This is a genomic window from Salmonella sp. SJTUF15570 (genome assembly GCF_043357055.1).
Taxonomy (GTDB): Bacteria; Pseudomonadota; Gammaproteobacteria; order Enterobacterales; family Enterobacteriaceae; genus Salmonella; species Salmonella enterica.
The window spans coordinates 141550-165936 of record NZ_JBEUKJ010000010.1 but is presented as its reverse complement, the minus strand read 5'-3'; the positions used below and the strand labels follow the sequence as shown (position 1 = coordinate 165936).

The following is a 24387-nucleotide window of genomic DNA, read 5'->3' as shown; positions in this document are numbered from 1 at the left end:
AATAAATATCCTCCGGCATAGCCGGAGGTTTTTCAGATGCGCCTGTAAGGCTCTCTTACCAGCCGCGCCCTAACAGGCGCATACGATCTGACATTTGCATCAAACTTCGTTACTTACGGCCCGTAAACGGGCTGCCCGGATAAGGGATCGATAATTGCTCACCCATTTTATCCTCTTCAAGCTGGTGCTTTATGTAGTCCTGTATCTTCGCCGTGTTCTTACCCACCGTATCGACATAGTACCCTCTGCACCAGAACTCCCTGTTCCTGTATTTGAATTTTAGATCCCCAAACTGCTCGTAAAGCATCAGACTACTTTTACCCTTCAGATATCCCATGAAGCTCGACACACTCATCTTCGGCGGGATCTCCAGAAGCATGTGAATATGATCTGCACAACATTCCGCTTCCAGAATTCGTACGTTTTTCCATTCACACAATTTTCTTAATATGCTGCCTACTGCCCTACGCTTCTCTCCATAGAACGCTTGTCTTCGGTATTTGGGCGCGAAAACTATGTGATATTTACAGTTCCATCGGGTGTGCGCTAAGCTCTTTTCGTCCCCCATTGGGACCCCCTTTTGATTTCTTGTTGAACTTTTGCAGTTGCCAGACCGCAAGATGTTTTAACAAATCAAAAGGGGTTTTAATAACTGACTTAAAGCTGAAAGCTTTCCGGAACCCCCAGCCTAGCTGGGGGTTTTCCATAGACAATAAAAAGGTGAGCGCAATGCTCACCTTTTTGATCCGTCTCAGAAAGAGATTAGAACGCGTAGTTAAAGTTAGTACCGAACAGCCAGGCTTTCCCTTCAGATTCAAACTGATAAGGGCCTTCATTAATTTTCACGCTCTGACCATGCATATAAGAGACGCCAACGTCGACAGACGCATCTTTGTTAAAGGCGTAAGTCGTACCGGCGCTCAGCCAGAAACGGTCCTGGTCCGGAATAGAGATAGAACGGTTTTGCGCTGGTACCGGGCTGTCATCGAAGGCGATACCGGTACGGAACGTCCAGTTGTCATCGTAGTAATAGGTGGTGCCCAACGCAATGCGGTAAGCGTCTTTAAAGCCTTCATGCTTCTCAAAGAGCGTATCGCCAGCGGTCGATTTTGCCTTCAATTCCTGGAACTGGCTCCAGCTGGTATAGGCCAGGCTATAGTGGATGGCCCACTGTGGCGCCACACGGTTATAACCGGACACTTCCCACATTTCCGGCAGATTCAGCGTCAGGTAGCCTGACTGCGTCGCGCCGCCGGTTGCCGTTGGGATAGGCAGGTTAAATCGGTTTATAGCGATGGGAAGATCGCTACTGTAGTTGCCTTTAAAGTCAATTTTGACTTCCGAGCGGTAGGTCAGCGCGTAGCGGTTATTTTTATCCAGTTCATAAAGGATACCGGCATTCCAGCCAAAGCCCCACTGATTACCGTTCAGGTGGGCAATCTTGGTGTCGCTGGGAATCTGACCCGCAACCGGCGCCAGCGCCGGATTCTGTGCCGCGACCAACTGGCCTAAATCGCCCGCAAAACGTTCGATTTTCGCGCGCGCGTATACCGCATCAAAGCCGAGGCCGAAGCTCCAGGCCTCATTTAAGCGATAAGCGCCGCTTAAATTCAGGTTCATGGTTTCAAGATCGGTCGTACCGCCAACCGAGCCGCCGGCGTATGTGTCGTTAAACTCTGTCGCCAGACCATAGTTAGAGGTAATAGAAGCCCCCCAGCCAAACTGGTCGTTAATCGGGGCGACAAAATGGACGTTCGGCACCCAGGCCGTCGGCGCGATGTTATCCGCATCTAACGTCCGACGAGATGGCGATGTCCCGCTAATATTAACATCAGGATCAATATAAACCGCGCCCGCTGAAAACGTCGGGCGGTCAAACATGGTAATTAACGCCGGGTTGCGGCTAACGTTACCCGCATCATCTGCGATTGCGCCTTCACCCGAATAGGCCCGGCCAAGGCCAGAGGAAGAAAATTCGTTTAACTGAAAGCCTGCAGACCAGGCCTGGGTGGAGATGATTGCCACTGCGACTGCGAGAGCAGACTTTGTAAACAGGGTTTTCTGGCTCATGACCATAACCTCATTGATTATTTTTATACAAACTATGTTACATGCTGTAACAGGAGCGCGAAGTGTAGGGTCTGCGGTACGACTTAGAAATCAGACCAGTGGCGAGAGTATAGGTCTGACCAGCTAGAATGTTGCAAGTATGTTTATAAGTTTTTTCAATTGTGATCTTAGAAACGAGATCTGGCTGGCAAAATCGGCGGGCTTAACGGTCACCCGATCGCGCGATTTTTGTTTTAGATCATTTTTAAGTGTGATTTCGGTCACTTAACGCGTTTCCCACCATTAACGACTGGAGAGGCGAATGCCGGGAGCGTAAAATATCCCCATCGTTTATCTGGCACCCTGGGTGCAAATACAGAGGAAATCTACAATGAGTAAATGCAGTGCTGATGAAACCCCGGTTTGCTGCTGTATGGACGTTGGAACCATCATGGACAACTCCGATTGCACCGCGTCATACAGCCGCGTATTCGCTACCCGCGCAGAGGCTGAAGAGACGCTGGCGGCGTTAACCGAAAAAGCGCGTAGCGTGGAGTCTGAACCTTGCCAAATTACGCCAACCTTTACCGAGGAATCCGAAGGCGTTCGTCTGGATATTGATTTTGTTTTCGCCTGCGAAGCAGAAACGCTGATCTTCCAGCTCGGCCTGCGTTAATCCGTTCATTCACGACGCCTCCGTCATCATCTGGCGGAGGCGTTTTCTTTTTTTGTCGTTTCCCTTCACTGTGCCTTAGCTCCCACTTTCTTTTCTCTCTGCTTGGCTAAATGTAAAAAATTGGTTAAGACTGTGATCAGGTCAGACCACTAATTTATTTTTTTACAGGGGAGTACTATGCGTCAGGCTTTACCGTTGGTCACCCGTCAGGGCGATCGCATTGCTATTGTCAGTGGGTTACGAACCCCCTTCGCTCGTCAGGCCACTGCATTTCATGGTATTCCCGCTGTTGATCTCGGCAAGATGGTGGTAGGCGAGCTGCTGGCGCGCAGTGAAATTCCAGCCGATGCCATTGAGCAACTGGTTTTTGGTCAGGTAGTACAAATGCCGGAAGCCCCCAATATTGCGCGCGAAATTGTGCTGGGTACGGGAATGAATGTTCATACCGATGCCTATAGCGTAAGCCGCGCCTGCGCCACCAGTTTTCAGGCGGTAGCGAATGTGGCGGAAAGCCTGATGGCCGGCACGATACGCGCCGGTATCGCTGGCGGCGCAGATTCGTAGTCGGTACTGCCAATAGGCGTGAGTAAAGCCCTGGCGCGGGTACTGGTTGATGTCAATAAAGCCCGGACGACCCGCCAACGGCTGACGATTTTTTCTCGTCTGCGCTTACGCGACCTGCTGCCCGTTCCTCCCGCCGTTGCTGAGTATTCCACCGGTCTGCGCATGGGCGATACCGCCGAACAGATGGCGAAAACGTATGGTATTACGCGTGAACAGCAGGACGCGCTGGCGCATCGTTCACATCAGCGCGCCGCGCAGGCATGGGCGGAGGGCAAACTGGCGGAAGAAGTGATGACGACCTATGTGCCGCCGTATAAAAACCCCTTTGCAGAAGATAACAACATTCGCGGCACCTCCACGCTGGCGGACTACGCTAAACTGCGTCCCGCTTTTGACAGAAAACATGGCTCCGTAACCGCCGCCAACAGTACACCGCTGACCGACGGCGCTGCCGCCGTTATTCTGATGACCGAATCCCGCGCTAAAGAGCTGGGGCTGCACCTGCTTGGTTATCTGCGCAGCTACGCCTTTACCGCTATTGATGTCTGGCAGGACATGCTATTGGGGCCGGCCTGGTCAACGCCGCTGGCGCTGGAGCGGGCCGGGTTGACGATGGCCGATCTGACGCTTTTCGACATGCATGAAGCGTTTGCCGCTCAGACTCTGGCGAACTTACAACTGCTGGGCAGCGAACGATTTGCCCGTGAGGTGCTTGGTCGTGCGCAGGCGACAGGGGAGGTGGATGACGCTAAATTCAACGTGCTCGGCGGCTCAATCGCCTACGGGCATCCTTTTGCCGCAACGGGCGCGCGGATGATAACCCAAACGTTGCATGAGTTACGGCGTCGGGGCGGAGGTTTTGGCCTGGTCACGGCCTGCGCAGCTGGCGGTCTTGGCGCGGCGATGGTTCTGGAGGCGGAATAATGACTACCACATCAGCTTTTATGCTTAACGTGCGTCTGGATAATGTCGCGGTTGTCGCTATTGATGTCCCTGGAGAAAAGGTGAACACCCTGAAAGCGGAGTTTGCCGCGCAGGTACGCGCCATCCTGAAGCAGATCCGGGAAAATAAAGCGTTGCAGGGCGTTGTTTTTATCTCAGCCAAAGCAGATAACTTTATTGCTGGCGCTGATATCAACATGATAGGTCACTGCCAAAATGCGCAGGAAGCGGAAACGCTGGCGCGTCAGGGGCAACAACTGATGGCGGAGATTCAGGCGTTGCCTGTTCCGGTTATCGCTGCCATTCATGGCGCCTGTCTGGGGGGCGGTCTTGAAATGGCGCTGGCCTGCCATCGGCGTATCTGTACCGACGACGTTAAAACCGTTCTTGGACTGCCGGAGGTACAGTTAGGGCTTTTACCGGGATCGGGCGGAACGCAGCGACTTCCACGGCTGGTGGGGGTCAGTACCGCGCTGGATATGATCCTGACAGGTAAACAGCTTCGCGCCAGACAGGCGCTTAAAGCCGGGCTGGTTGATGATGTGGTGCCGCAAACTATTTTACTGGAAGCGGCTGTCGAGCTGGCTAAAAAAGAACGCCTGGCGCAACGGACATTACCGGTCCGTGAACGTATCCTGGCGGGGCCGCTGGGGCGCGCGCTGTTATTTCGCCTGGTGCGTAAAAAGACAGCGCAAAAAACGCAGGGTAATTATCCGGCGACGGAGCGGATCATTGATGTGATTGAAACCGGACTGGCGCAGGGCAGCAGTAGCGGCTATGACGCGGAAGCGCGCGCTTTCGGCGAGCTGGCGATGACGCCTCAATCGCAGGCGCTGCGCGCTGTTTTTTTTGCCAGTACCGAGGTGAAAAAAGATCCCGGTAGCGATGCGCCGCCCGGCCCGCTGAACAGCGTGGGCATCTTAGGCGGCGGGTTAATGGGCGGCGGTATCGCCTGGGTTACGGCCTGTAAAGGCGGCTTGCCAGTACGAATTAAGGATATAAATACTCAGGGGATCAATCATGCTCTGAAGTACAGCTGGGATCTGCTTGAAACAAAAGTACGCCGCCGCCATATCAAAGCCAGCGAACGCGATAAACAGTTGGCGTTGATATCAGGTTCGACCGATTATCGTGGTTTCAGTCATCGTGATCTGGTCATTGAAGCGGTGTTTGAAGATCTGCCGTTAAAACAACAGATGGTGGCGGAAGTGGAGCAAAATTGCGCTGCTCACACCATTTTTGCCTCCAATACTTCTTCCCTGCCGATTGGCGATATTGCGGCGAATGCGGCCAGACCGGAACAGGTGATTGGATTGCACTTTTTTAGCCCGGTCGAAAAAATGCCGCTGGTTGAGGTCATTCCTCATGCGTCTACTTCCGCGCAGACCATCGCCACGACCGTTAAGCTGGCGAAAAAACAGGGTAAAACCCCGATAGTCGTCAGCGATAAAGCCGGGTTTTATGTTAACCGAATTCTTGCGCCGTATATCAATGAGGCGATTCGGATGCTGACTGAAGGCGAACGCGTCGAACATATTGACGCCGCCCTGGTAAAATTTGGTTTTCCGGTGGGGCCAATCCAACTTTTGGATGAGGTAGGAATCGACACGGGCACTAAAATTATTCCTGTGCTTGAGGCGGCGTATGGAGAACGTTTTAGCGCGCCTGCAAATGTTGTCGCTTCAATTTTGAATGACGATCGCAAAGGTAGAAAAAATGGTCGCGGTTTCTATCTTTATGGCGAAAAAGGGCGTAAAAGCAAAAAACAGGTTGACCCTGCTATTTATAAGCTTATTGGCGTGCAAGGGCAGAGTCGACTATCTGCGCAGCAGGTGGCAGAGCGCTGTGTCATGTTAATGCTTAACGAAGCGGCGCGCTGTTTCGACGAAAAAGTGATTCGCAGCGCGCGCGATGGCGATATTGGCGCCGTGTTTGGTATCGGTTTTCCGCCGTTTCTCGGTGGCCCGTTCCGCTATATGGATGCTCTCGGGCCGGGTGAAATGGTGGCGACATTACAGCGCCTGGCCGCACTTTACGGTCCTCGTTACGCGCCTTGTGAACAATTAGTGCGCATGGCGGAGCGCAGGGAGCATTTCTGGACGAATGGGGAAACTGACCAGGGAAATTGAGGTCAAAGAGAATATGAATCCGCACTGAATGCCTCCTTAGTGGCGAAATAATAATCAAGGATTGACTATACTTACGCCATTGAGGTAAAAAACAGCGTTTCATTCAGTGAATGGATAAGGCACAATGCCGGCCACCGCATTTTTGCCGCAGCCAATAGGGGCATGTGGTAAGCGTGTTGGTGAAACTGGTTAACAAAAGCGGTGCAATATGCAAGTTTTTATCATGCGTCACGGCGACGCAGCCCTCGATGCCGCCAGTGATTCGGTTCGTCCCTTGACCCCTTGTGGGTGTGACGAGTCTCGCCTGATGGCGAACTGGCTGAAAGGTCAAAAAGTGGATATCGAACGTGTTCTGGTGAGTCCGTTTCTTCGGGCCGAACAGACGTTAGATGTGGTCGGCGATTGTATGAATCTGCCGGCTCAGGTGGATGTCCTGCCGGAGCTAACGCCCTGTGGCGATGTCGGTCTGGTCAGCGCCTACCTGCAGGCGCTGGCCAATGAAGAGATCGGATCGGTGCTGGTGATCTCTCACTTACCTCTGGTCGGATACCTGGTATCTGAGCTTTGTCCGGGCGAAACGCCGCCGATGTTCACGACGTCCGCAATTGCCAACGTTACGCTTGATGTAAGCGGCAAGGGGACATTCAACTGGCAAATGAGTCCCTGCAATCTGAAAATGGCGAAAGCGATTTAATCTTTGCTGCCTGATGGCGCTTCGCTTATCAGGCCTACGACAGCGCTGGCTGTTCGTAGGCTGGATAAGGCGCTTGCGCCGCCATCCGGCAATTCCGCATCAGGGTAATTCGGGCGGTTGCCACTCTTCCACTTCAATCAACACCAGCAGCGCGGCGTCGCCGCCGTACTCTTTCGGCGCCTGATGAAAGGCCATCACATGCGGATGCTGCGCCAGCCATAACGGCGTTTGCTGTTTCAGAATATGTTTACCGTGTCCATGCATGACGCAGGCGCAAAAAATATGTTCCCGACGGCAGGCGGCAATCAGCGCCCCCAGTTCCTGCTTGGCCTGAAGCTGCGTTAAGCCGTGTAAATCCAGAAACAGTTCCGGCGAATAGTCGCCGCGGCGCATTTTTTTTAGCTCGAAATGGCTGACATCTTCACGGACATACTTTACCGGCCCTTCCGTATTGAGCAGCGGCTGGAACTCATCGGAAAAATAGTGGCTGGCGTCCGCCTGTTCCTGAATTAACCTTCGGGTAGGGACTTCCGTGATTTTCTTGCGCAGTGGCCGATGGACGATAGTATCCTGTTTAATCTTTCGGGTGCCGACCATCAGCTGACGGAACAGCGCCTGGTCCTCCTCGCTGAGCGATGTTTTCTTTTTCATTCGTGGGTCTCGTCTGATCTTTTGCCTTAGTTTACCCGACCTGGAGGATATCCGAACGGTCAAAACGGATTTTTCGTATTCTCCCGCCGCGTCAATGCTGATTTATCCCTGTCTTCGTGGCAAACTAGCCGCCGAATTTAATGCGAGCATGCCCTGGAGGAATACGTGGATAAAATTTTCGTCGATGAAGCAGTAAGTGAACTGCATACCATTCAGGACATGTTGCGCTGGGCGGTAAGCCGCTTTAGCGCGGCGAATATCTGGTATGGACACGGTACCGATAACCCGTGGGATGAAGCGGTGCAACTGGTGTTGCCGTCTCTTTATCTGCCGCTGGATATTCCGGAAGATATGCGGACCGCGCGGCTGACGTCCAGCGAAAAACACCGCATTGTCGAGCGAGTGATTCGTCGCATTAACGAGCGTATCCCGGTCGCCTACCTGACCAATAAAGCCTGGTTCTGCGGCCACGAATTTTATGTCGATGAGCGCGTGCTGGTGCCGCGTTCGCCCATTGGCGAGCTGATTAATAACCACTTCGCCGGCCTTATTAGCCAACAGCCGAAATATATTCTGGATATGTGTACCGGTAGTGGCTGCATCGCCATCGCCTGTGCTTATGCTTTCCCGGACGCAGAGGTTGATGCGGTCGATATTTCGCCGGATGCGCTGGCTGTCGCCGAGCATAACATTGAAGAACACGGTCTTATCCATCACGTGACGCCAATCCGTTCCGATCTGTTCCGCGATCTGCCGAAAGTTCAGTACGATCTGATAGTCACTAACCCGCCCTATGTCGATGCGGAGGATATGTCCGATCTGCCGAACGAATATCGCCACGAACCTGAGCTGGGGCTGGCGTCCGGCACTGACGGCCTCAAATTGACCCGTCGTATCCTGGGAAATGCGCCGGATTATCTGTCCGATGATGGCGTTCTGATTTGTGAAGTCGGAAACAGCATGGTACATCTGATGGAGCAGTATCCGGATGTGCCGTTCACCTGGCTGGAGTTTGACAACGGTGGCGATGGCGTTTTTATGTTGACCAAAGCGCAGTTGCTCGCGGCCCGTGAACATTTCAACATTTATAAAGATTAAAACACGCAAACGACAACAACGATAACGGAGCCGTGATGGCAGGAAACACAATTGGACAACTCTTTCGCGTAACCACTTTCGGCGAATCACACGGGCTGGCGCTTGGGTGTATCGTCGATGGCGTGCCGCCCGGCATCCCGTTGACGGAGGCCGATCTGCAACACGATCTCGACAGACGCCGCCCCGGCACCTCGCGCTATACTACCCAGCGCCGCGAACCGGATCAGGTAAAAATTCTCTCCGGCGTGTTTGATGGCGTGACGACCGGCACCAGCATTGGCCTGCTGATTGAAAACACCGATCAGCGCTCGCAGGACTACAGCGCGATTAAAGATGTTTTTCGTCCGGGACACGCGGATTATACCTATGAGCAGAAATACGGCCTGCGCGATTACCGTGGCGGTGGACGTTCTTCCGCGCGTGAAACCGCGATGCGCGTAGCGGCAGGGGCGATTGCCAAGAAATACCTGGCGGAAAAGTTCGGCATCGAAATCCGCGGCTGCCTGACCCAGATGGGCGACATTCCGCTGGAGATTAAAGACTGGCGTCAGGTTGAGCTTAATCCGTTCTTTTGTCCCGATGCGGACAAACTTGACGCGCTGGACGAACTGATGCGCGCGCTGAAAAAAGAGGGTGACTCCATCGGCGCGAAAGTGACGGTGATGGCGAGCGGCGTGCCGGCAGGGCTTGGCGAACCGGTATTTGACCGACTGGATGCGGACATCGCCCATGCGCTGATGAGCATTAATGCGGTGAAAGGCGTGGAGATCGGCGAAGGATTTAACGTGGTGGCGCTGCGCGGCAGCCAGAATCGCGATGAAATCACGGCGCAGGGTTTTCAGAGCAACCACGCTGGCGGCATCCTCGGTGGTATCAGTAGCGGGCAACACATTGTGGCGCATATGGCGCTGAAACCTACCTCCAGCATTACCGTGCCGGGACGTACGATCAACCGGATGGGTGAAGAAGTCGAAATGATCACCAAAGGGCGCCACGATCCGTGTGTGGGGATTCGCGCAGTGCCGATCGCAGAAGCCATGCTGGCGATCGTGCTGATGGATCACCTACTGCGCCATCGGGCACAGAATGCGGATGTAAAGACAGAGATTCCACGCTGGTAAGAAATGAAAAAAACCGCGATTGCGCTGCTGGCATGGTTTGTCAGTAGCGCCAGCCTGGCGGCGACGCCGTGGCAGAAAATAACCCATCCTGTCCCCGGCGCCGCCCAGTCTATTGGTAGCTTTGCCAACGGATGCATCATTGGCGCCGACACGTTGCCGGTACAGTCCGATAATTATCAGGTGATGCGCACCGATCAGCGCCGTTATTTCGGCCACCCGGATCTGGTCATGTTTATCCAGCGGTTGAGTCATCAGGCGCAGCAACGGGGGCTCGGAATCGTCCTGATAGGCGACATGGGGATGCCTGCCGGAGGCCGCTTTAATGGCGGACACGCCAGTCATCAGACCGGGCTTGATGTGGATATTTTCTTGCAGTTGCCGAAAACGCGCTGGAGCCAGGCGCAGCTATTGCGCCCGCAGGCGTTAGATCTGGTGTCCCGCGACGGTAAACACGTCGTGCCGTCGCGCTGGTCGTCGGATATCGCCAGTCTGATCAAACTGGCGGCACAAGACAATGACGTCACCCGTATTTTCGTCAATCCGGCTATTAAACAACAGCTTTGCCTCGATGCCGGAAACGATCGTGACTGGCTACGTAAAGTACGCCCCTGGTTCCAGCATCGCGCGCATATGCACGTGCGTTTACGCTGCCCTGCCGACAGCCTGGAGTGCGAAGATCAACCTTTACCCCCGCCGGGCGATGGATGCGGCGCTGAACTGCAAAGCTGGTTCGAACCGCCAAAACCTGGCACCACAAAGCCTGAGAAGAAGACACCGCCGCCGCTGCCGCCTTCCTGCCAGGCGCTACTGGATGAGCATGTACTCTGATGGACAATTTTTATGATCTGTTTATGGTCTCCCCGCTGCTGCTGGTGGTGCTGTTTTTTGTCGCCGTACTGGCAGGATTTATCGATTCTATCGCCGGGGGCGGAGGGCTGCTCACTATCCCTGCGCTGATGGCCGCCGGGATGTCGCCGGCAAACGCGCTGGCGACCAATAAATTACAGGCGTGCGGCGGCTCCCTCTCGTCTTCGCTCTATTTTATTCGCCGTAAAGTGGTAAACCTGGCCGAGCAAAAGCTCAATATTCTGATGACGTTCATTGGCTCGATGAGCGGCGCGCTGCTGGTGCAGCACGTGCAGGCGGATATTTTGCGCCAGATCTTGCCCATCCTGGTGATTTTCATCGGCCTCTATTTTTTATTGATGCCGAAGCTGGGCGAGGAAGATCGCCAGCGCCGCCTGTATGGATTACCGTTCGCGCTGATAGCCGGGGGATGCGTCGGGTTTTACGACGGCTTTTTCGGGCCTGCCGCCGGGTCGTTTTACGCTCTGGCGTTTGTCACCTTATGTGGCTATAACCTGGCGAAATCCACGGCACATGCCAAAGTGCTTAACGCTACCTCCAACGTTGGCGGCCTGCTGTTATTTATCATCGGCGGCAAAGTGATCTGGGCGACGGGCTTCGTGATGCTGGTTGGTCAGTTTTTAGGGGCGCGAATGGGGTCGCGTCTGGTGTTGAGCAAAGGCCAAAAGCTTATCAGACCGATGATCGTTATTGTCTCGGCGGTAATGAGCGCCAGGTTACTTTATGATAGCCACGGACAGGAGATCCTCCACTGGTTGGGGATGAATTAATGAACAATACGCACCATTACGAACAGTTAATTGAGATTTTTAACGGCTGCTTTGCCGAAGAATTTAATACCCGTCTGATTAAAGGCGACGACGAACCGATCTATCTTCCTGCTGACGCGCAGGTACCGTACCACCGTATCGTCTTTGCGCATGGGTTTTACGCCAGCGCGCTGCATGAGATTTCTCACTGGTGTATCGCCGGTAAGGCGCGCCGCGAACTGGTTGACTTTGGTTACTGGTACTGCCCGGACGGACGCGACGCGCAGACCCAAAGTCAATTCGAAGACGTTGAGGTGAAGCCACAGGCTTTCGACTGGTTGTTTTGCGTGGCGGCGGGGTATCCCTTTAACGTCAGTTGCGACAATCTGGAAGGCGATATTGAGCCGGATCGCGTGGCGTTTCAGCGCCGGGTTCATGCGCAGGTAATGGCGTATCTGGAGCAGGGCATTCCTGAACGTCCGGCCCGCTTCATCAAAGCGCTACAGAATTACTATCACACGCCCGAACTTAAGGCGGAACAGTTCCCGTGGCCGGAAGCGCTTAATTAAAGCCAGCGCCACGTTTACAATGAGGAAAGAAGATGATCGCGGAGTTTGAATCACGCATTCTGGCATTAATTGACGATATGGTAGAGCACGCCAGCGACGATGAGCTTTTTGCCAGTGGATACCTGCGTGGCCACCTGACGTTAGCCATTGCCGAGCTGGAGAGCGGTGATGACCACTCCGTTGAGGCGGTCTATGCCAACGTTAGCCAAAGTCTGGAAAAAGCGATCGGCGCCGGCGAACTGTCGCCGCGCGATCAGGCGTTAGTCAAAGCGATGTGGGACAATTTGTTCGACAAGGCAAAACAATAACGCCGTGGGCCGGAAGGCGACGCTTGCCGCCTTCCGTTATTGACCCATTACTTCACCGCTTTTCCCTTCAATAACTTTCTCACCCATAACCGATTCGGATTTAACGCCGCCAGCGTACCGGCATCCAGTGGAATCGGCTCGTTACTCATCTGCGCCGCCAGAATTTCTGCGCATAATGGCGCTGAGCACAAACCACGCGATCCCAGCGCGCCGAGCATAAATAAACCCGGATACACAGGCGCAGGCGCCGCCGACGTTTTATTATCGGCTAAATCGGCGTAATGCGTCAGCGTGGCATGGTAATCCGGGACATTGCCCACCATCGGCAGATGGTCGCGGGTGGCGCAACGCACGCCGCAACGGGCGCTGTTGCCGCTAACGTCAACCTCTGTGGCCCATTTCGCATCCGGAAAACAGTCAAGCAGACGCTGTCGGTTCTGACGCTGATCTTCTTCGCGCCAGACGGTGCTTTCGTCACCCCGGTGATAGCTGGCGCCAATACAGTGTTGCTGATTATGCGGATTTTGCGGCGTCAGATAGCCGTCGTAGCATAACACCTGACGCAACGCCGAGAGAGCGGGGGTGGTGGGAATATGACTGACCTGCCCCCCGACGGCATACACCGGCAGCGGCTGGGTCTGATCAAAACGGTTAATCTGATGGCCGTTCGCCAGGACGACGGTCTCATGGCTGACGGTTTCACCTGACGTAAAGCGCAGTTGCCAGCGCGACTCCTGCGCAACGAGCGACGTGAGCGTATGGCGAAAGCGCGTTTGTAAACCCTGTTCGGTCGCCAGTGCGATGACTGCGCGAGTTAATTGTTCCGGGCACAGCCAGCCGCCTTCCGGATAGGTAATTCCTCCGCAGCGTGTCGTCACGCCAACCGCCTGTTCCGCCTCTTCAGCATTGAGCGCCGAGGCCAGTCCGGCGGGCAGCGCCAGGGACAGCATCTGGGCAATTTTCTGCTGGCTTTTCTCATCCCATCCGAGCTGCGTCACGCCGCACCAGTCATGATCAAAAGAGACGGGCAGGGCATCATACAGGCGACGGGCAAAGGTGAATGCGGTCGGGAAAAAGCGATTAATGGCGGCGTCATGTTTGCTAAGGAGCGGATAAAGCGCGCCCTGTCGATTACCGGAAGCGCCCTGGGCGGGCTGATCATCTGCGCAATAGAGCGTCACCTGCCAGCCGCGACGCAGTAACGCCAGTGATAACAACGCGCTGGCGATGCCGCCGCCAATGATCGCCATTTCACGTTTTTCGCTTCCGCTGCGGTAAAACCAGGGCGCGGAAAGGGTCGGCATGAGGTGTTGTTCCATCACTCCGCAAAGCATCTCGCGTTTACGTCCGAAGCCTTTGCGTTTTTGCATGGTAAAACCGGCTTCCTGTAATCCCCGACGGACGAAACCCGCCGAGGTAAACGTCGCCAGCGTTGCGCCGGGCCGCGCCAGCCGCGCCATCGCGTTAAACAGGTTTGGCGTCCACATATCTGGATTTTTCGCCGGGGCAAAACCGTCGAGGAACCAGGCGTCGACTGTTTGATTCAGCGTGGCGTCCAGTTGGTCGGTCAGCTCATTAATATCGCCAAACCACAAATCCAGCGTCACCCGACCCCGATCCAGCAATAGGCGGTGGCACCCCGGGAGCGGCAGCGGCCATTGCGCCTGCAGCTGCTCTGCCCAGGGCGCGAGCTCCGGCCAGTGTTGGTGCGCCAGCGCCAGATCGTCGCGCGTTAACGGGAATTTCTCAAAACTGATGAAATGTAACCTTTGCAGCGTCGCCTGTGGGTGCGCAGAACGAAAGCTGTCAAACGCCTGCCACAGCGTCAGGAAGTTGAGTCCGGTGCCAAAACCGCTTTCCGCGACTATAAATAATGGATGTGAATGTACGGGAAATCGCTCCGCAAGACGATTGCCGCCAAGAAAAACGTAGCGTGTCTCTTCGAGTCCATTGTCATTAGAAAAATAGACATCATCAAAATCTCGGGAAACAGGTGTACCCTCAGCGTTAAATTCGAGTGTGGCGGGTTGTATGGCGTATTGTTTCACGTAAGTTACTCGTCTGACGGGCGGTATCGCGATCTTAACGATGTGTGCCTGACGGCGCAAATTTCCGTACTAAATGGCTGATCGGACTTGTTCGGCGTACAAGTGTACGCTATTGTGCCAATCGAAACTTAAAAATAGTGCGAATTACAGAGGTATTGAATGAAACGTGCAGTGATTACTGGCCTGGGCATCGTTTCCAGCATCGGTAATAACCAGCAGGAAGTCCTGGCATCTCTGCGTGAAGGACGTTCAGGGATCACTTTCTCTCAGGAGCTGAAGGACGCCGGCATGCGTAGCCAGGTATGGGGCAACGTAAAACTGGATACCACTGGCCTCATTGACCGCAAAGTCGTGCGCTTTATGAGCGACGCCTCCATCTATGCTTATCTGTCTATGGAGCAGGCAGTGGCCGACGCCGGTCTGGCGCCGGAAGTCTATCAGAATAACCCGCGTGTCGGCCTGATTGCAGGTTCCGGCGGCGGCTCCCCGAAATTCCAGGTCTTTGGCGCAGACGCCATGCGTAGCCCGCGTGGTCTGAAAGCCGTGGGCCCGTATGTGGTGACGAAAGCAATGGCATCCGGCGTTTCCGCCTGCCTCGCTACGCCGTTTAAAATTTATGGCGTGAACTACTCCATTAGCTCCGCTTGCGCGACCTCCGCACACTGTATCGGCAATGCGGTTGAACAGATCCAACTGGGCAAACAGGACATCGTTTTTGCTGGCGGCGGCGAAGAGCTGTGCTGGGAAATGGCCTGTGAGTTCGATGCGATGGGCGCACTGTCCACCAAATATAACGATACGCCTGAAAAAGCGTCCCGTACCTATGATGCGCACCGTGATGGGTTTGTCATCGCGGGCGGTGGCGGTATGGTTGTTGTCGAAGAGCTGGAACACGCTCTGGCGCGCGGCGCGCATATCTATGCGGAAATCGTCGGTTACGGCGCAACATCCGATGGCGCAGACATGGTTGCTCCGTCTGGCGAAGGCGCAGTACGTTGCATGCAGATGGCGATGCACGGCGTAGACACGCCGATCGACTACCTGAACTCTCACGGTACCTCTACTCCGGTAGGCGACGTGAAAGAACTGGGTGCAATCCGTGAAGTGTTTGGCGATAACAGCCCGGCAATTTCTGCAACCAAAGCGATGACCGGCCACTCGCTGGGTGCCGCAGGCGTGCAGGAAGCTATCTATTCTCTGCTGATGCTGGAGCACGGTTTTATCGCGCCGAGTATCAACATCGAAGAGCTGGATGAGCAGGCTGCGGGCCTGGACATCGTGACCGAAACGACCGAGCGTGAACTGACTACCGTAATGTCTAACAGCTTCGGTTTTGGCGGCACCAACGCCACGCTGGTGATGCGTAAGTTGTAAGCCTGACTATTACGTTGTAGTATCAACAATGAAACAGGTCGCTAATGCGACCTGTTTTTTCATTCAGGGAATAACAAATTATATGGATATTATATAAATGCCAACTAATACATTAGATAAAATTAGGCATAGTTTGAGTTGTGTGGCTGTTTTATTTGGTTTGTTCGGCATTTTTGTTTTTGCCTCATTTTCGCCTTCCTATGCCTGGCTTTATTTGGGAGGTCTGGCTGCGCCTTTTATATATAGTATTGTTTTTGTCTATGCGATTGCCGCCTGGAGTATTTATTCAAAGTATTACCCGTTTTTATCATTGGGTCGCTTATCATTCGTGGAGTGTTTTGTTCCGGCGCTGGCCCTGGTGTGCCTTACCGTTCTCTACAATGCTTTTAGTGGCCCGGAACCCTGGATGGCCGAGTTATCAAGGCAATTTTTTCTTCATAAATTTCTTAACACGCTGGCGATGTGCTTTCTGGCTCCTGTGGCGGAGGAAATTATATTCAGAGGGTTTTTATTAAACAGCAGTATCGGTTGGGGGCGGTACTCAAGAGCTTCCGGTATTATTATTACTTCACTCGCTTTTGCATTTATGCATACACAATATCTCTTTGCGGTGACTTTTGTTTATCTGTTTGTTTTTTCATCGATATTATGCGTTGTTCGAATGAGAAGCCGTGGGCTAATGATACCGATAACACTTCATATTTTAAATAATGCCTGGGTTGTTTTCGGCTTACTGTTTTCAGCGACGGAATAAGAGCCTGATGAAATAGGCGCTTTAACCTCTCCGGTACGAACAAGAGACCGATGGCGATTCCCTTTTTTAATGCTTCTTATATTCCGGCGCGACTTTTGCTGACCAGGCCTCAGCCTGGGTGATGGCGCCTGCGTCATAAATCGGCTGTTCATAATCCTTATCAGCATCCCGAACGCGGTAAATTTTCCAGCGTCCCTCTTCCCAACGGGTATAAACCTCCAGGTGGATGGGCGTTGACTCTGTAGCCAACAGAACATCCACTTTTTCTCCGCCGAGGAAAGGGTGTGCCTTCCCAACCCGTAACTGTGGAATCCACTCTGGCGCATAGTCCTGCGCATACATAAAATAATCTGCCCCCACAATCTCCTGTTCATAAAGGGACTGTATTAGCGCCAGGCGATGAATAACCTCTTTAGCAACGTAACGTTGCATTAAGGCGGTGGTGTCGTCAGGGGTATTCACATCGTTCGTGAACGTCGTCATCCATGAGGTATAGAACTGCTTCACGGCCTGCGTACTGTCGTGATGAGGCGCAGAGCAACTACAAAGCAACAGGATAAGCGCGACAAGGGAGAACGTTTTCATTAATTCTTCCTGTAGATGGTATATGAGGGCCTGGCTGCCCGGTAGCCCGGGCCGGCCCACATATCGCGTTGTTTAAAATCTGAATACCACTCTGCACCATCGTATATCGCCATGTGACCGCTCGGGTTTCCGCCAGCGTAAGGTTGAATAATAATGACGTCACCCTCGCGCGGCATTTCATAGGTACCAATAGCGGTGAATCCGGCGCTTCTTAACATTGGGCCATAATCTTTCGCATGATATGTATGCCCCAGCGTGATACCGCCCGCCTGAATTGCCTTTCGGGTAAATTCCGCACACCGGCCTGACGAGAAAGATCTCTGTGCGTAATACCTCTTTTTTCAAGTGCACTTTTAATATCTGCACGATGCCAGTCCTGGCTTTTTGGTTCCATTCTGTAATCCTAAGAAGATGTGTTATCGGCACCGATATTTTTAAGGTAAAAATTAGCGCGAGAAAAAGAAAGTTACTTTCTTTTTCACTCTGAGAATAGTGCCAGAAAGAAAGCAAAATTTCGCGAAAAAGAAGAAATATTTTTATTTCATCAGGGGAAAGGAAAGAAACCGATGGCAAAGGAATGGTTCACGGTTAAGGAATGTCTTGGCTTACCGGGGTTTCCGGGAAGCGAGCCTGCGGTTCGCGAACGTTTATATAAGTACAGTGAAGGGAAAGCGGGGGTCAGGCGTAAGCGTGTTAAATCAAAGGCCGAGGAGTTTCATATATCTGTTTTCCCTCTCTATGTTCATCGTTATCTGGACGACAGCGGAGAGGAACCGACGCCAGAACCCATTTCCTTACAGGAAGCGGAGCCTGAAGATATCTGGGAGATGATGTTCAGGTTACTGACGCCAGAACAGCGCAAGCAGGTGACCGGACGGTTTAAGGTGAGAGGGATGAAAGCGGTCTTTCCCTTTCTGTTTGATGACACGCCGCCACGTTGATACCCTGGCTGCAATTTCAAGGTTGACAAGTTTCGCGTCTCACAGGCAGACTTCACTTTCTACATTATCCTTCCGATAATGCGTAAGCGTTTAACGTTATCCAACGCACCTTAATCCTGACGTTCAGGTAGAGGGGGGCGTGGCATTCCCCCGCCTTACTCTGCATTCTGGAGTAATGCATGACAGCAGTTAGCCAAAAAACAACGACCCCGTCTGCGAATTTTTCGCTGTTCCGCATCGCCTTTGCGGTTTTCCTGACCTATATGACGGTCGGCCTGCCGTTACCGGTCATTCCGCTTTTTGTCCATCACGAACTGGGCTATAGCAATACGATGGTTGGGATCGCCGTGGGCATTCAGTTTTTTGCGACGGTACTGACGCGCGGCTATGCCGGACGGCTGGCGGATCAATATGGCGCTAAACGATCGGCGTTACAGGGGATGTTTGCCTGCGGGCTGGCGGGCGCCGCCTGGCTCCTGGCCGCGCTGCTGCCGGTTTCCGCGCCGGTAAAATTCGCGCTGCTTATTGTCGGGCGTTTGATCCTCGGATTTGGCGAAAGCCAGCTGCTGACCGGAACCCTGACCTGGGGACTGGGGCTGGTTGGCCCAACGCGTTCCGGTAAGGTGATGTCGTGGAACGGGATGGCGATTTACGGCGCGCTGGCGGCCGGTGCGCCGTTGGGCTTGCTGATCCATAGCCACTTTGGCTTCGCGGCGCTGGCGGGGACGACGATGGTTTTACCGCTGCTGGCCTGGGCATTCAACGGCACCGTGCGTAAAGTGCCTGCGTATACGGGGGAGCGACCTTCACTGTGGAGCGTGGTCGGGCTTATCTGGAAACCGGGCCTGGGCCTGGCATTGCAGGGCGTGGGCTTTGCCGTCATCGGTACGTTTATTTCACTTTATTTTGTCAGCAATGGCTGGACGATGGCGGGATTCACCCTGACCGCGTTTGGCGGTGCGTTTGTACTGATGCGCATGTTGTTCGGTTGGATGCCGGACCGCTTTGGCGGCGTGAAGGTCGCCGTTGTCTCATTGCTGGTTGAGACGGCAGGGCTGCTGCTCTTGTGGCTGGCGCCGACGGCCTGGATAGCGCTGGTAGGCGCGGCGCTCACCGGGGCAGGGTGTTCACTGATTTTCCCGGCGCTGGGCGTGGAGGTTGTGAAACGCGTACCTGCACAGGTACGCGGTACGGCGCTCGGCGGCTACGCCGCGTTTCAGGATATCTCCTACGGCGTTACCGGCCCGCTGGCGGGCATGCTGGCCACGTCATGCGGCTATCCTTCCGTATTCCTTGCGGGAGCGATCTCCGCGGTGGTTGGCATCCTGGTGACGATATTATCGTTCCGGCGTGGTTAAGAAACCAGCCAGAAAAGCGCCAGTACAATTATTAGCGCGATAAACAACAGGCCTGGTCGCGCAGACAGATTTTTCACGGTTTCAATCATCGGCGCAAACGGGCGGTAGATGGGTTGAATAGAGAGCGGTTCCAGCTCATCAGTCTCTCGCTCTACGCGACGCAGGAAAATATGGTTAAGTAAATCCTGTACCTGTGCGGTGGTCAGCACCGTTTGCGGCTGAATTTGATAAGTGTGTTGGGCATACTCTTTGATCGCTGTGAGCTCGTCTGGCTCAAGCGGTTGTTTTAACGCAGCCTGCAGCGTATGTAGCGTAGGCGCGTGTTGTAGTGACAGCGTCTGCCGCGCCTGTAGCCATGTCGCCAGATGAGTAAACTGTTTTGCCGGAATGAGCTCGCCGCTTTTCACGCCGGAGAGTTCCAGCATTGATTGCCAGATAAGTTTGTTTGACTCGCCGGTCGCGGCTGCCAGCTTCGTCACCAACTGATTCAACGTATTATGTTCAGCAGGCAATAATGGCCGATCCGTTGCCGGACGTTGCTGCGGCTGCGGAATGGAAAGCTGCCCCTGTTGCAGGAGCGTCAGCACGTTTTTGAGTTGATCGGGCGTAAGCTGGCTAAGCGCGGTTTGACCGTATTGCTGACGGATAAAATCGCTGACGGCCTGACGATTATTCCCGACGCCAAGCAGCTCTGTTAGCTGTGAAAGCACCTGACGATTGGCGTGATTTTGCTGCGCTACGCCCAGACGCTGGGTAAGATTCTGTTCAGCGGCGGGGAAGTGGCGCGACAGTAGCGGCGCGTCATTTTTTATCCCCAGATCGTGTTTCATTCCGGCCCATACTTCCGCGCTTTGCTGCTGGGTCAGTGAAATCAGGCGCGTGATCAGCCTTTCCAGTACCGTACGCTGTTGCATGGAAAGCGGCTGCTCGCTCGCAGCGGAAAGAGGATTACGCCCTTCGCCTGGAGGCTGTGCAGGGGCGCCGGAGATGGGATGCATAATTAATTATCCTTTAACCATAAATCTGAGCAATATATGCCTGGCGGCCAGATTATGGCACACTTGTCCGGTTAACTCTCGTTCTCAAACAGGTACGACAGTCGTGAAAATTCTCGTTGATGAAAATATGCCTTACGCCCGCGAATTATTTAGCCGCCTGGGTGAGGTAAAGGCAGTGCCGGGTCGCCCGATCCCCGTTGAAGAATTGAACCATGCCGATGCGTTAATGGTGCGTTCGGTCACGAAAGTGAATGAATCGCTGCTGAGCGGCACGCCGATTAACTTCGTTGGTACTGCTACGGCAGGCACCGATCATGTGGATGAGGCATGGCTGAAGCAGGCGGGCATCGGTTTTTCAGCCGCGCCCGGCTGTAATGCTATCGCCGTGGTGGAGTATGTGTTTTCCGCGCTGTTGATGCTGGCCGAACGTGACGGCTTTTCGTTACGCGATCGCACTATAGGGATTGTCGGCGTGGGTAACGTCGGAAGCCGGCTACAGACCAGGCTTGAAGCGTTGGGTATCCGCACGTTGCTGTGCGATCCGCCACGCGCCGCACGCGGGGACGAGGGTGATTTTCGTACGCTGGATGAGCTGGTGCAGGAAGCGGATGTCCTGACTTTCCATACGCCGCTCTATAAAGACGGACCGTACAAAACGCTGCATCTGGCCGATGAGACGCTGATCCGTCGACTGAAACCCGGCGCCATTCTCATTAACGCCTGCCGCGGTCCGGTGGTGGATAACGCCGCGTTGCTGGCGCGACTTAATGCCGGGCAGCCGCTGAGCGTGGTGCTTGATGTGTGGGAGGGCGAACCGGATCTTAACGTCGCGCTACTGGAAGCCGTGGATATCGGCACGTCGCATATTGCCGGCTATACGCTGGAAGGCAAAGCGCGCGGCACCACCCAGGTCTTTGAGGCGTATAGCGCGTTTATTGGCCGCGAGCAGCGTGTCGCGCTGGAGACATTACTGCCTGCGCCTGAGTTTGGTCGTATTACGCTTCACGGCCCGCTGGATCAACCGACGCTGAAAAGACTGGCGCATTTGGTGTATGATGTGCGCCGCGACGATGCGCCACTGCGTAAAGTCGCTGGAATTCCGGGTGAATTTGATAAATTGCGTAAAAATTATCTTGAGCGCCGTGAATGGTCGTCTTTATACGTGATGTGTGACGACGAAACGGCAGCCGCCTTGCTGTGTAAGCTAGGTTTTAACGCTGTTCATCACCCGGCACATTAATGTCTTCTTAATGCTCCCTGTCGAATAATGCGACAGGGACGCTTATGTATTTCTGGAGTAAATCACCATGTCTGAAGGCTGGAACATTGCCATTCTGGGCGCAACGGGCGCCGTAGGCGAAGCCCTGCTTGAAACACTGGCTGAACGCCAGTTCCCGGTCGGTGAAATTTATGCGTTGGCGCGTCATGAAAGCGCGGGCGAGCACCTCCGTTTTGGTGGCAAGTCGGTCATTGTCCAGGATGCGGCGGACTTTGACTGGACGCAGGCGCAGTTGGCGTTTTTCGTTGCCGGCGCAGAGGCATCGGCTGCCTGGATAGACGACGCGACCAATGCAGGTTGCCTGGTGATAGATTCCAGCGGTCTGTTCGCGCTGGAGCCTGATGTGCCGCTGGTCGTGCCGGAAGTTAACCCGTATGTACTGGCGGATTACCGCAACCGTAACGTGATTGCGGTCGCCGATAGTCTGACCAGTCAACTGCTCGCGGCGCTCAAGCCGTTAATCGATCAGGGGGGACTGTCGCGCATCGCCGTCACCAGTATGTTATCAGCGTCCGCACAGGGGAAAAAAGCGGTCGATGCGCTGGCCGGACAGAGTGCGAAGCTGCTTAACGGCATACCGATTGATGAAGATGATTTCTTTGGCCGCCAGTTGGCGTTCAATATGCTGCCGCTGCTGCCGGATCGTGAAGGCAGCGTGCGCCAGGAACGTCGTATCGTCGATGAAGTGCGTAAAATTTTGCAGGACGATGGCGTGATGATCTCCGCCAGTGTCGTGCAGTCGCCGGTGTTCTATGGCCATGCGCAGATGGTGAGCTTTGAAGCGCTCCGTCCGCTGGCGGCGGAAGAGGCGCGCGAGGCGTTTTCCCGCGGTGAAGATATCGTACTGTCAGAAGAGACGGATTACCCGACGCAGGTGGGCGACGCTTCCGGCAATCCACAGCTCTCTATTGGCTGTGTGCATAATGATTACGGTATGCCGGAACAAATTCAGTTCTGGTCAGTGGCGGACAACGTGCGTTTCGGCGGTGCGCTGATGGCCGTTAAAATTGCGGAGAAGCTGGTGCAGGAGTATCTGTACTGATGTCCGGACAGCAATCATCGCCGGTCTATAAAATTGCGCTGGGTATTGAGTACGACGGCAGCAAGTATTATGGCTGGCAGCGTCAGAATGAAGTGCGCAGCGTGCAGGAAAAGCTGGAAAAAGCGCTCTCGCAGGTGGCAAATGAACCTATTAACGTGTTCTGCGCCGGGCGTACCGATGCCGGCGTTCACGGCACCGGGCAGGTTGTCCATTTCGAAACGACCGCATTGCGCAAAGATGCGGCATGGACGCTGGGGGTAAATGCGAATTTGCCTGGTGACATTGCCGTGCGCTGGGTGAAAACTGTACCGGATGATTTTCACGCGCGATTTAGCGCTACGGCTCGCCGTTATCGCTATATCATCTACAATCATCGACTGCGTCCTGCGGTGTTAGCAAAAGGCGTGACGCATTACTATGAGCCGCTGGATGCAGAGCGGATGCATCGCGCGGCGCAGTGTCTGCTTGGCGAAAATGATTTTACCTCGTTTCGCGCAGTGCAGTGCCAGTCGCGCACGCCGTGGCGTAATGTGATGCACATCAACGTTACCCGCCACGGCCCTTATGTGGTGGTCGATATCAAAGCGAATGCCTTTGTTCATCATATGGTCAGGAATATTGTCGGCAGCCTGCTGGAAGTAGGCGCTCACAACCAGCCGGAGAGCTGGATCGCAGAGCTGTTAGCGGCCAGGGACAGAACGCTGGCGGCGGCAACGGCGAAGGCGGAGGGGCTATATTTGGTTGCGGTGGATTACCCTGACCGGTTTGACCTTCCAAAACCGCCAATGGGCCCGCTATTTCTGGCGGACTAATCCGAATCGTACACCCGAAACGTGTCGGGTAGAAAGGCAAAGACAAATATGGACCTGATCTACTTTATTATTGATTTTATTCTGCACATCGATGTGCATCTGGCGGAGCTGGTCGCGGAGTACGGCGTCTGGGTGTACGCTATTTTGTTTTTGATTCTGTTTTGTGAAACCGGCCTGGTCGTCACGCCGTTCCTGCCGGGCGACTCGCTGCTGTTTGTCGCCGGGGCGCTGGCTTCGCTGGAAACCAACGATCTCAATGTGCATGTCATGGTGGCGTTAATGCTGATCGCCGCAATTGTTGGCGATGCGGTAAATTACACGATTGGTCGACTGTTCGGCGAAAAACTGTTCAGTAATCCGAATTCGAAAATTTTCCGCCGCAGTTACCTGGATAAAACCCACCAGTTTTATGAAAAACACGGCGGTAAAACTATCATTCTCGCTCGCTTCGTGCCGATCGTCAGAACCTTTGCGCCGTTTGTGGCAGGGATGGGGCACATGTCCTATCGGCATTTTGCCGCTTATAACGTCATCGGCGCGCTGCTGTGGGTGCTGCTCTTTACCTACGCCGGTTATTTCTTCGGTACGATACCGTTGATTCAGGATAACCTTAAGCTGCTGATTGTGGGGATTATCGTGGTTTCGATATTACCTGGCGTCATTGAGATTGTCCGGCATAAGCGCGCTGCGTCGCGTGCCGCAAAATAGAAAGTAACTCAGCGGTTCGACCACTTTTTTATCCAAAGTTTCGGGCTGTTATGTTTTAATGTGCAACATTC

The 24387-nt window shown here is 54.1% G+C and carries 23 protein-coding genes and 3 pseudogenes; 18 read left to right on the top strand and 8 right to left on the bottom strand.

Translation table 11 applies throughout. From position 1 onward, the window contains the following. Positions 1–109: 109 nt before the first annotated feature. Both tnpA and fadL read right to left on the bottom strand, forming a co-directional pair. A complete protein-coding gene (gene tnpA, locus ABVN44_RS19090) occupies positions 110–568 on the bottom strand; it encodes an IS200/IS605-like element IS200F family transposase (protein WP_000502119.1) in 459 nt (152 codons plus the stop codon). A 194-nt stretch (positions 569–762) separates the two neighbouring features. Further along, on the bottom strand, positions 763–2070 hold the full coding sequence (gene fadL, locus ABVN44_RS19085) for a long-chain fatty acid transporter FadL (RefSeq protein ID WP_001518618.1): 1308 nt from the start codon (positions 2068–2070) through the stop codon (positions 763–765). 370 nt (positions 2071–2440) lie between these two features. On the opposite strand from fadL, the gene ABVN44_RS19080 reads away from it, so the two are divergent. The 4 genes and pseudogenes from ABVN44_RS19080 (at position 2441) to sixA (ending at position 7054) form a co-directional block, all read left to right on the top strand. Further along, positions 2441–2725, top strand: coding sequence for a YfcZ/YiiS family protein (locus tag ABVN44_RS19080; protein ID WP_000030904.1), 285 nt, complete (start codon positions 2441–2443; stop codon positions 2723–2725). 177 nt (positions 2726–2902) lie between these two features. Continuing rightward, positions 2903–4213, top strand: a pseudogene (gene fadI, locus ABVN44_RS19075) (acetyl-CoA C-acyltransferase FadI). Continuing rightward, complete coding sequence (fadJ, locus tag ABVN44_RS19070) at positions 4213–6360, top strand: fatty acid oxidation complex subunit alpha FadJ (protein WP_000214145.1); 2148 nt, start codon at positions 4213–4215, stop codon at positions 6358–6360. Before fadI ends, fadJ begins: the two are co-directional and overlap by 1 nt. Positions 6361–6568: 208 nt before the next feature. Further along, a complete protein-coding gene (gene sixA / locus ABVN44_RS19065) occupies positions 6569–7054 on the top strand; it encodes a phosphohistidine phosphatase SixA (protein ID WP_001195801.1) in 486 nt (161 codons plus the stop codon). A gap of 99 nt (positions 7055–7153) precedes the next feature. Here the strand turns inward: sixA and smrB are convergent, their stop codons facing one another. Then, positions 7154–7705, bottom strand: a complete 552-nt coding sequence (gene smrB, locus ABVN44_RS19060; RefSeq protein ID WP_000730794.1) for an endonuclease SmrB — start codon at positions 7703–7705, stop codon at positions 7154–7156. A 165-nt stretch (positions 7706–7870) separates the two neighbouring features. Between smrB and prmB the strand changes: the two genes are divergently transcribed. From prmB to ABVN44_RS19030, 6 genes are read left to right on the top strand one after another with little or no spacing between them, the layout of a single operon-like run. Next, complete coding sequence (gene prmB, locus ABVN44_RS19055; protein WP_001542329.1) at positions 7871–8803, top strand: 50S ribosomal protein L3 N(5)-glutamine methyltransferase; 933 nt, start codon at positions 7871–7873, stop codon at positions 8801–8803. A gap of 35 nt (positions 8804–8838) precedes the next feature. Next, entirely contained in the window at positions 8839–9924 is a 1086-nt protein-coding gene (gene aroC, locus ABVN44_RS19050; RefSeq protein WP_000918457.1) for a chorismate synthase, read from the top strand. 3 nt (positions 9925–9927) lie between these two features. Further along, positions 9928–10752, top strand: a complete 825-nt coding sequence (mepA, locus tag ABVN44_RS19045) for a penicillin-insensitive murein endopeptidase (RefSeq protein ID WP_023232282.1) — start codon at positions 9928–9930, stop codon at positions 10750–10752. Then, complete coding sequence (locus ABVN44_RS19040; RefSeq protein WP_000368599.1) at positions 10752–11561, top strand: sulfite exporter TauE/SafE family protein; 810 nt, start codon at positions 10752–10754, stop codon at positions 11559–11561. The genes mepA and ABVN44_RS19040 overlap by 1 nt, the downstream gene beginning before the upstream one ends. Beyond that, the gene (locus tag ABVN44_RS19035) at positions 11561–12109 is read left to right on the top strand and encodes an elongation factor P hydroxylase (protein WP_001066345.1); all 549 of its coding nucleotides are present in this window, start codon (positions 11561–11563) and stop codon (positions 12107–12109) included. Before ABVN44_RS19040 ends, ABVN44_RS19035 begins: the two co-directional genes overlap by 1 nt. 32 nt (positions 12110–12141) lie before the next feature. Then, complete coding sequence (locus ABVN44_RS19030) at positions 12142–12417, top strand: YfcL family protein (RefSeq protein WP_000559749.1); 276 nt, start codon at positions 12142–12144, stop codon at positions 12415–12417. Positions 12418–12464: 47 nt separating this feature from the next. Here the strand turns inward: ABVN44_RS19030 and mnmC are convergent, their stop codons facing one another. Next, the gene (gene mnmC / locus ABVN44_RS19025; protein ID WP_023232281.1) at positions 12465–14465 is read right to left on the bottom strand and encodes a bifunctional tRNA (5-methylaminomethyl-2-thiouridine)(34)-methyltransferase MnmD/FAD-dependent 5-carboxymethylaminomethyl-2-thiouridine(34) oxidoreductase MnmC; all 2001 of its coding nucleotides are present in this window, start codon (positions 14463–14465) and stop codon (positions 12465–12467) included. Positions 14466–14624: 159 nt separating this feature from the next. Here mnmC and fabB point away from each other — a divergent pair, with 159 nt between their 5' ends. Both fabB and ABVN44_RS19015 read left to right on the top strand, forming a co-directional pair. Beyond that, on the top strand, positions 14625–15839 hold the full coding sequence (fabB, locus tag ABVN44_RS19020) for a beta-ketoacyl-ACP synthase I (protein WP_000817159.1): 1215 nt from the start codon (positions 14625–14627) through the stop codon (positions 15837–15839). A gap of 97 nt (positions 15840–15936) precedes the next feature. Then, complete coding sequence (locus tag ABVN44_RS19015) at positions 15937–16593, top strand: CPBP family intramembrane glutamic endopeptidase (RefSeq protein WP_001142900.1); 657 nt, start codon at positions 15937–15939, stop codon at positions 16591–16593. Between the two features lie 66 nt (positions 16594–16659). On the opposite strand, the gene ABVN44_RS19010 is transcribed toward ABVN44_RS19015, so the two are convergent. The 3 genes and pseudogenes from ABVN44_RS19010 to ABVN44_RS19000 all read right to left on the bottom strand — a co-directional run. Beyond that, on the bottom strand, positions 16660–17178 hold the full coding sequence (locus ABVN44_RS19010; protein WP_023181631.1) for a YbjP/YqhG family protein: 519 nt from the start codon (positions 17176–17178) through the stop codon (positions 16660–16662). Next, positions 17178–17495: pseudogene (locus ABVN44_RS19005) on the bottom strand (hypothetical protein); the annotation flags it as partial. The pseudogene ABVN44_RS19005 and the gene ABVN44_RS19010, both read right to left, overlap by 1 nt. Continuing rightward, a pseudogene (locus ABVN44_RS19000) lies at positions 17441–17572 on the bottom strand (helix-turn-helix domain-containing protein); the annotation flags it as partial. The pseudogenes ABVN44_RS19000 and ABVN44_RS19005, both read right to left, overlap by 55 nt. A 172-nt stretch (positions 17573–17744) precedes the next feature. Here ABVN44_RS19000 and ABVN44_RS18995 point away from each other — a divergent pair. Both ABVN44_RS18995 and ABVN44_RS18990 read left to right on the top strand, forming a co-directional pair. Then, a complete protein-coding gene (locus tag ABVN44_RS18995; protein ID WP_001051261.1) occupies positions 17745–18119 on the top strand; it encodes a hypothetical protein in 375 nt (124 codons plus the stop codon). A gap of 179 nt (positions 18120–18298) precedes the next feature. Next, positions 18299–19477, top strand: a complete 1179-nt coding sequence (locus ABVN44_RS18990) for an MFS transporter (RefSeq protein WP_000127731.1) — start codon at positions 18299–18301, stop codon at positions 19475–19477. Here the strand turns inward: ABVN44_RS18990 and flk are convergent. Next, a complete protein-coding gene (flk, locus tag ABVN44_RS18985; protein ID WP_000553397.1) occupies positions 19474–20475 on the bottom strand; it encodes a flagella biosynthesis regulator Flk in 1002 nt (333 codons plus the stop codon). The two genes, ABVN44_RS18990 and flk, sit on opposite strands and share 4 nt — an antisense overlap. A gap of 103 nt (positions 20476–20578) precedes the next feature. Between flk and pdxB the strand changes: the two genes are divergently transcribed. The 4 genes from pdxB to ABVN44_RS18965 all read left to right on the top strand — a co-directional run bounded on the left by pdxB (position 20579) and on the right by ABVN44_RS18965 (position 24316). Beyond that, positions 20579–21715, top strand: coding sequence for a 4-phosphoerythronate dehydrogenase PdxB (pdxB, locus tag ABVN44_RS18980; RefSeq protein WP_000699178.1), 1137 nt, complete (start codon positions 20579–20581; stop codon positions 21713–21715). 67 nt (positions 21716–21782) lie between these two features. Continuing rightward, positions 21783–22796, top strand: coding sequence for an aspartate-semialdehyde dehydrogenase (locus ABVN44_RS18975; protein WP_001289141.1), 1014 nt, complete (start codon positions 21783–21785; stop codon positions 22794–22796). Further along, the gene (gene truA, locus ABVN44_RS18970) at positions 22796–23608 is read left to right on the top strand and encodes a tRNA pseudouridine(38-40) synthase TruA (RefSeq protein ID WP_000016631.1); all 813 of its coding nucleotides are present in this window, start codon (positions 22796–22798) and stop codon (positions 23606–23608) included. Before ABVN44_RS18975 ends, truA begins: the two co-directional genes overlap by 1 nt. Positions 23609–23656: 48 nt before the next feature. After that, complete coding sequence (locus ABVN44_RS18965) at positions 23657–24316, top strand: DedA family protein (RefSeq protein ID WP_000364318.1); 660 nt, start codon at positions 23657–23659, stop codon at positions 24314–24316. Positions 24317–24387 lie beyond the last annotated feature (71 nt).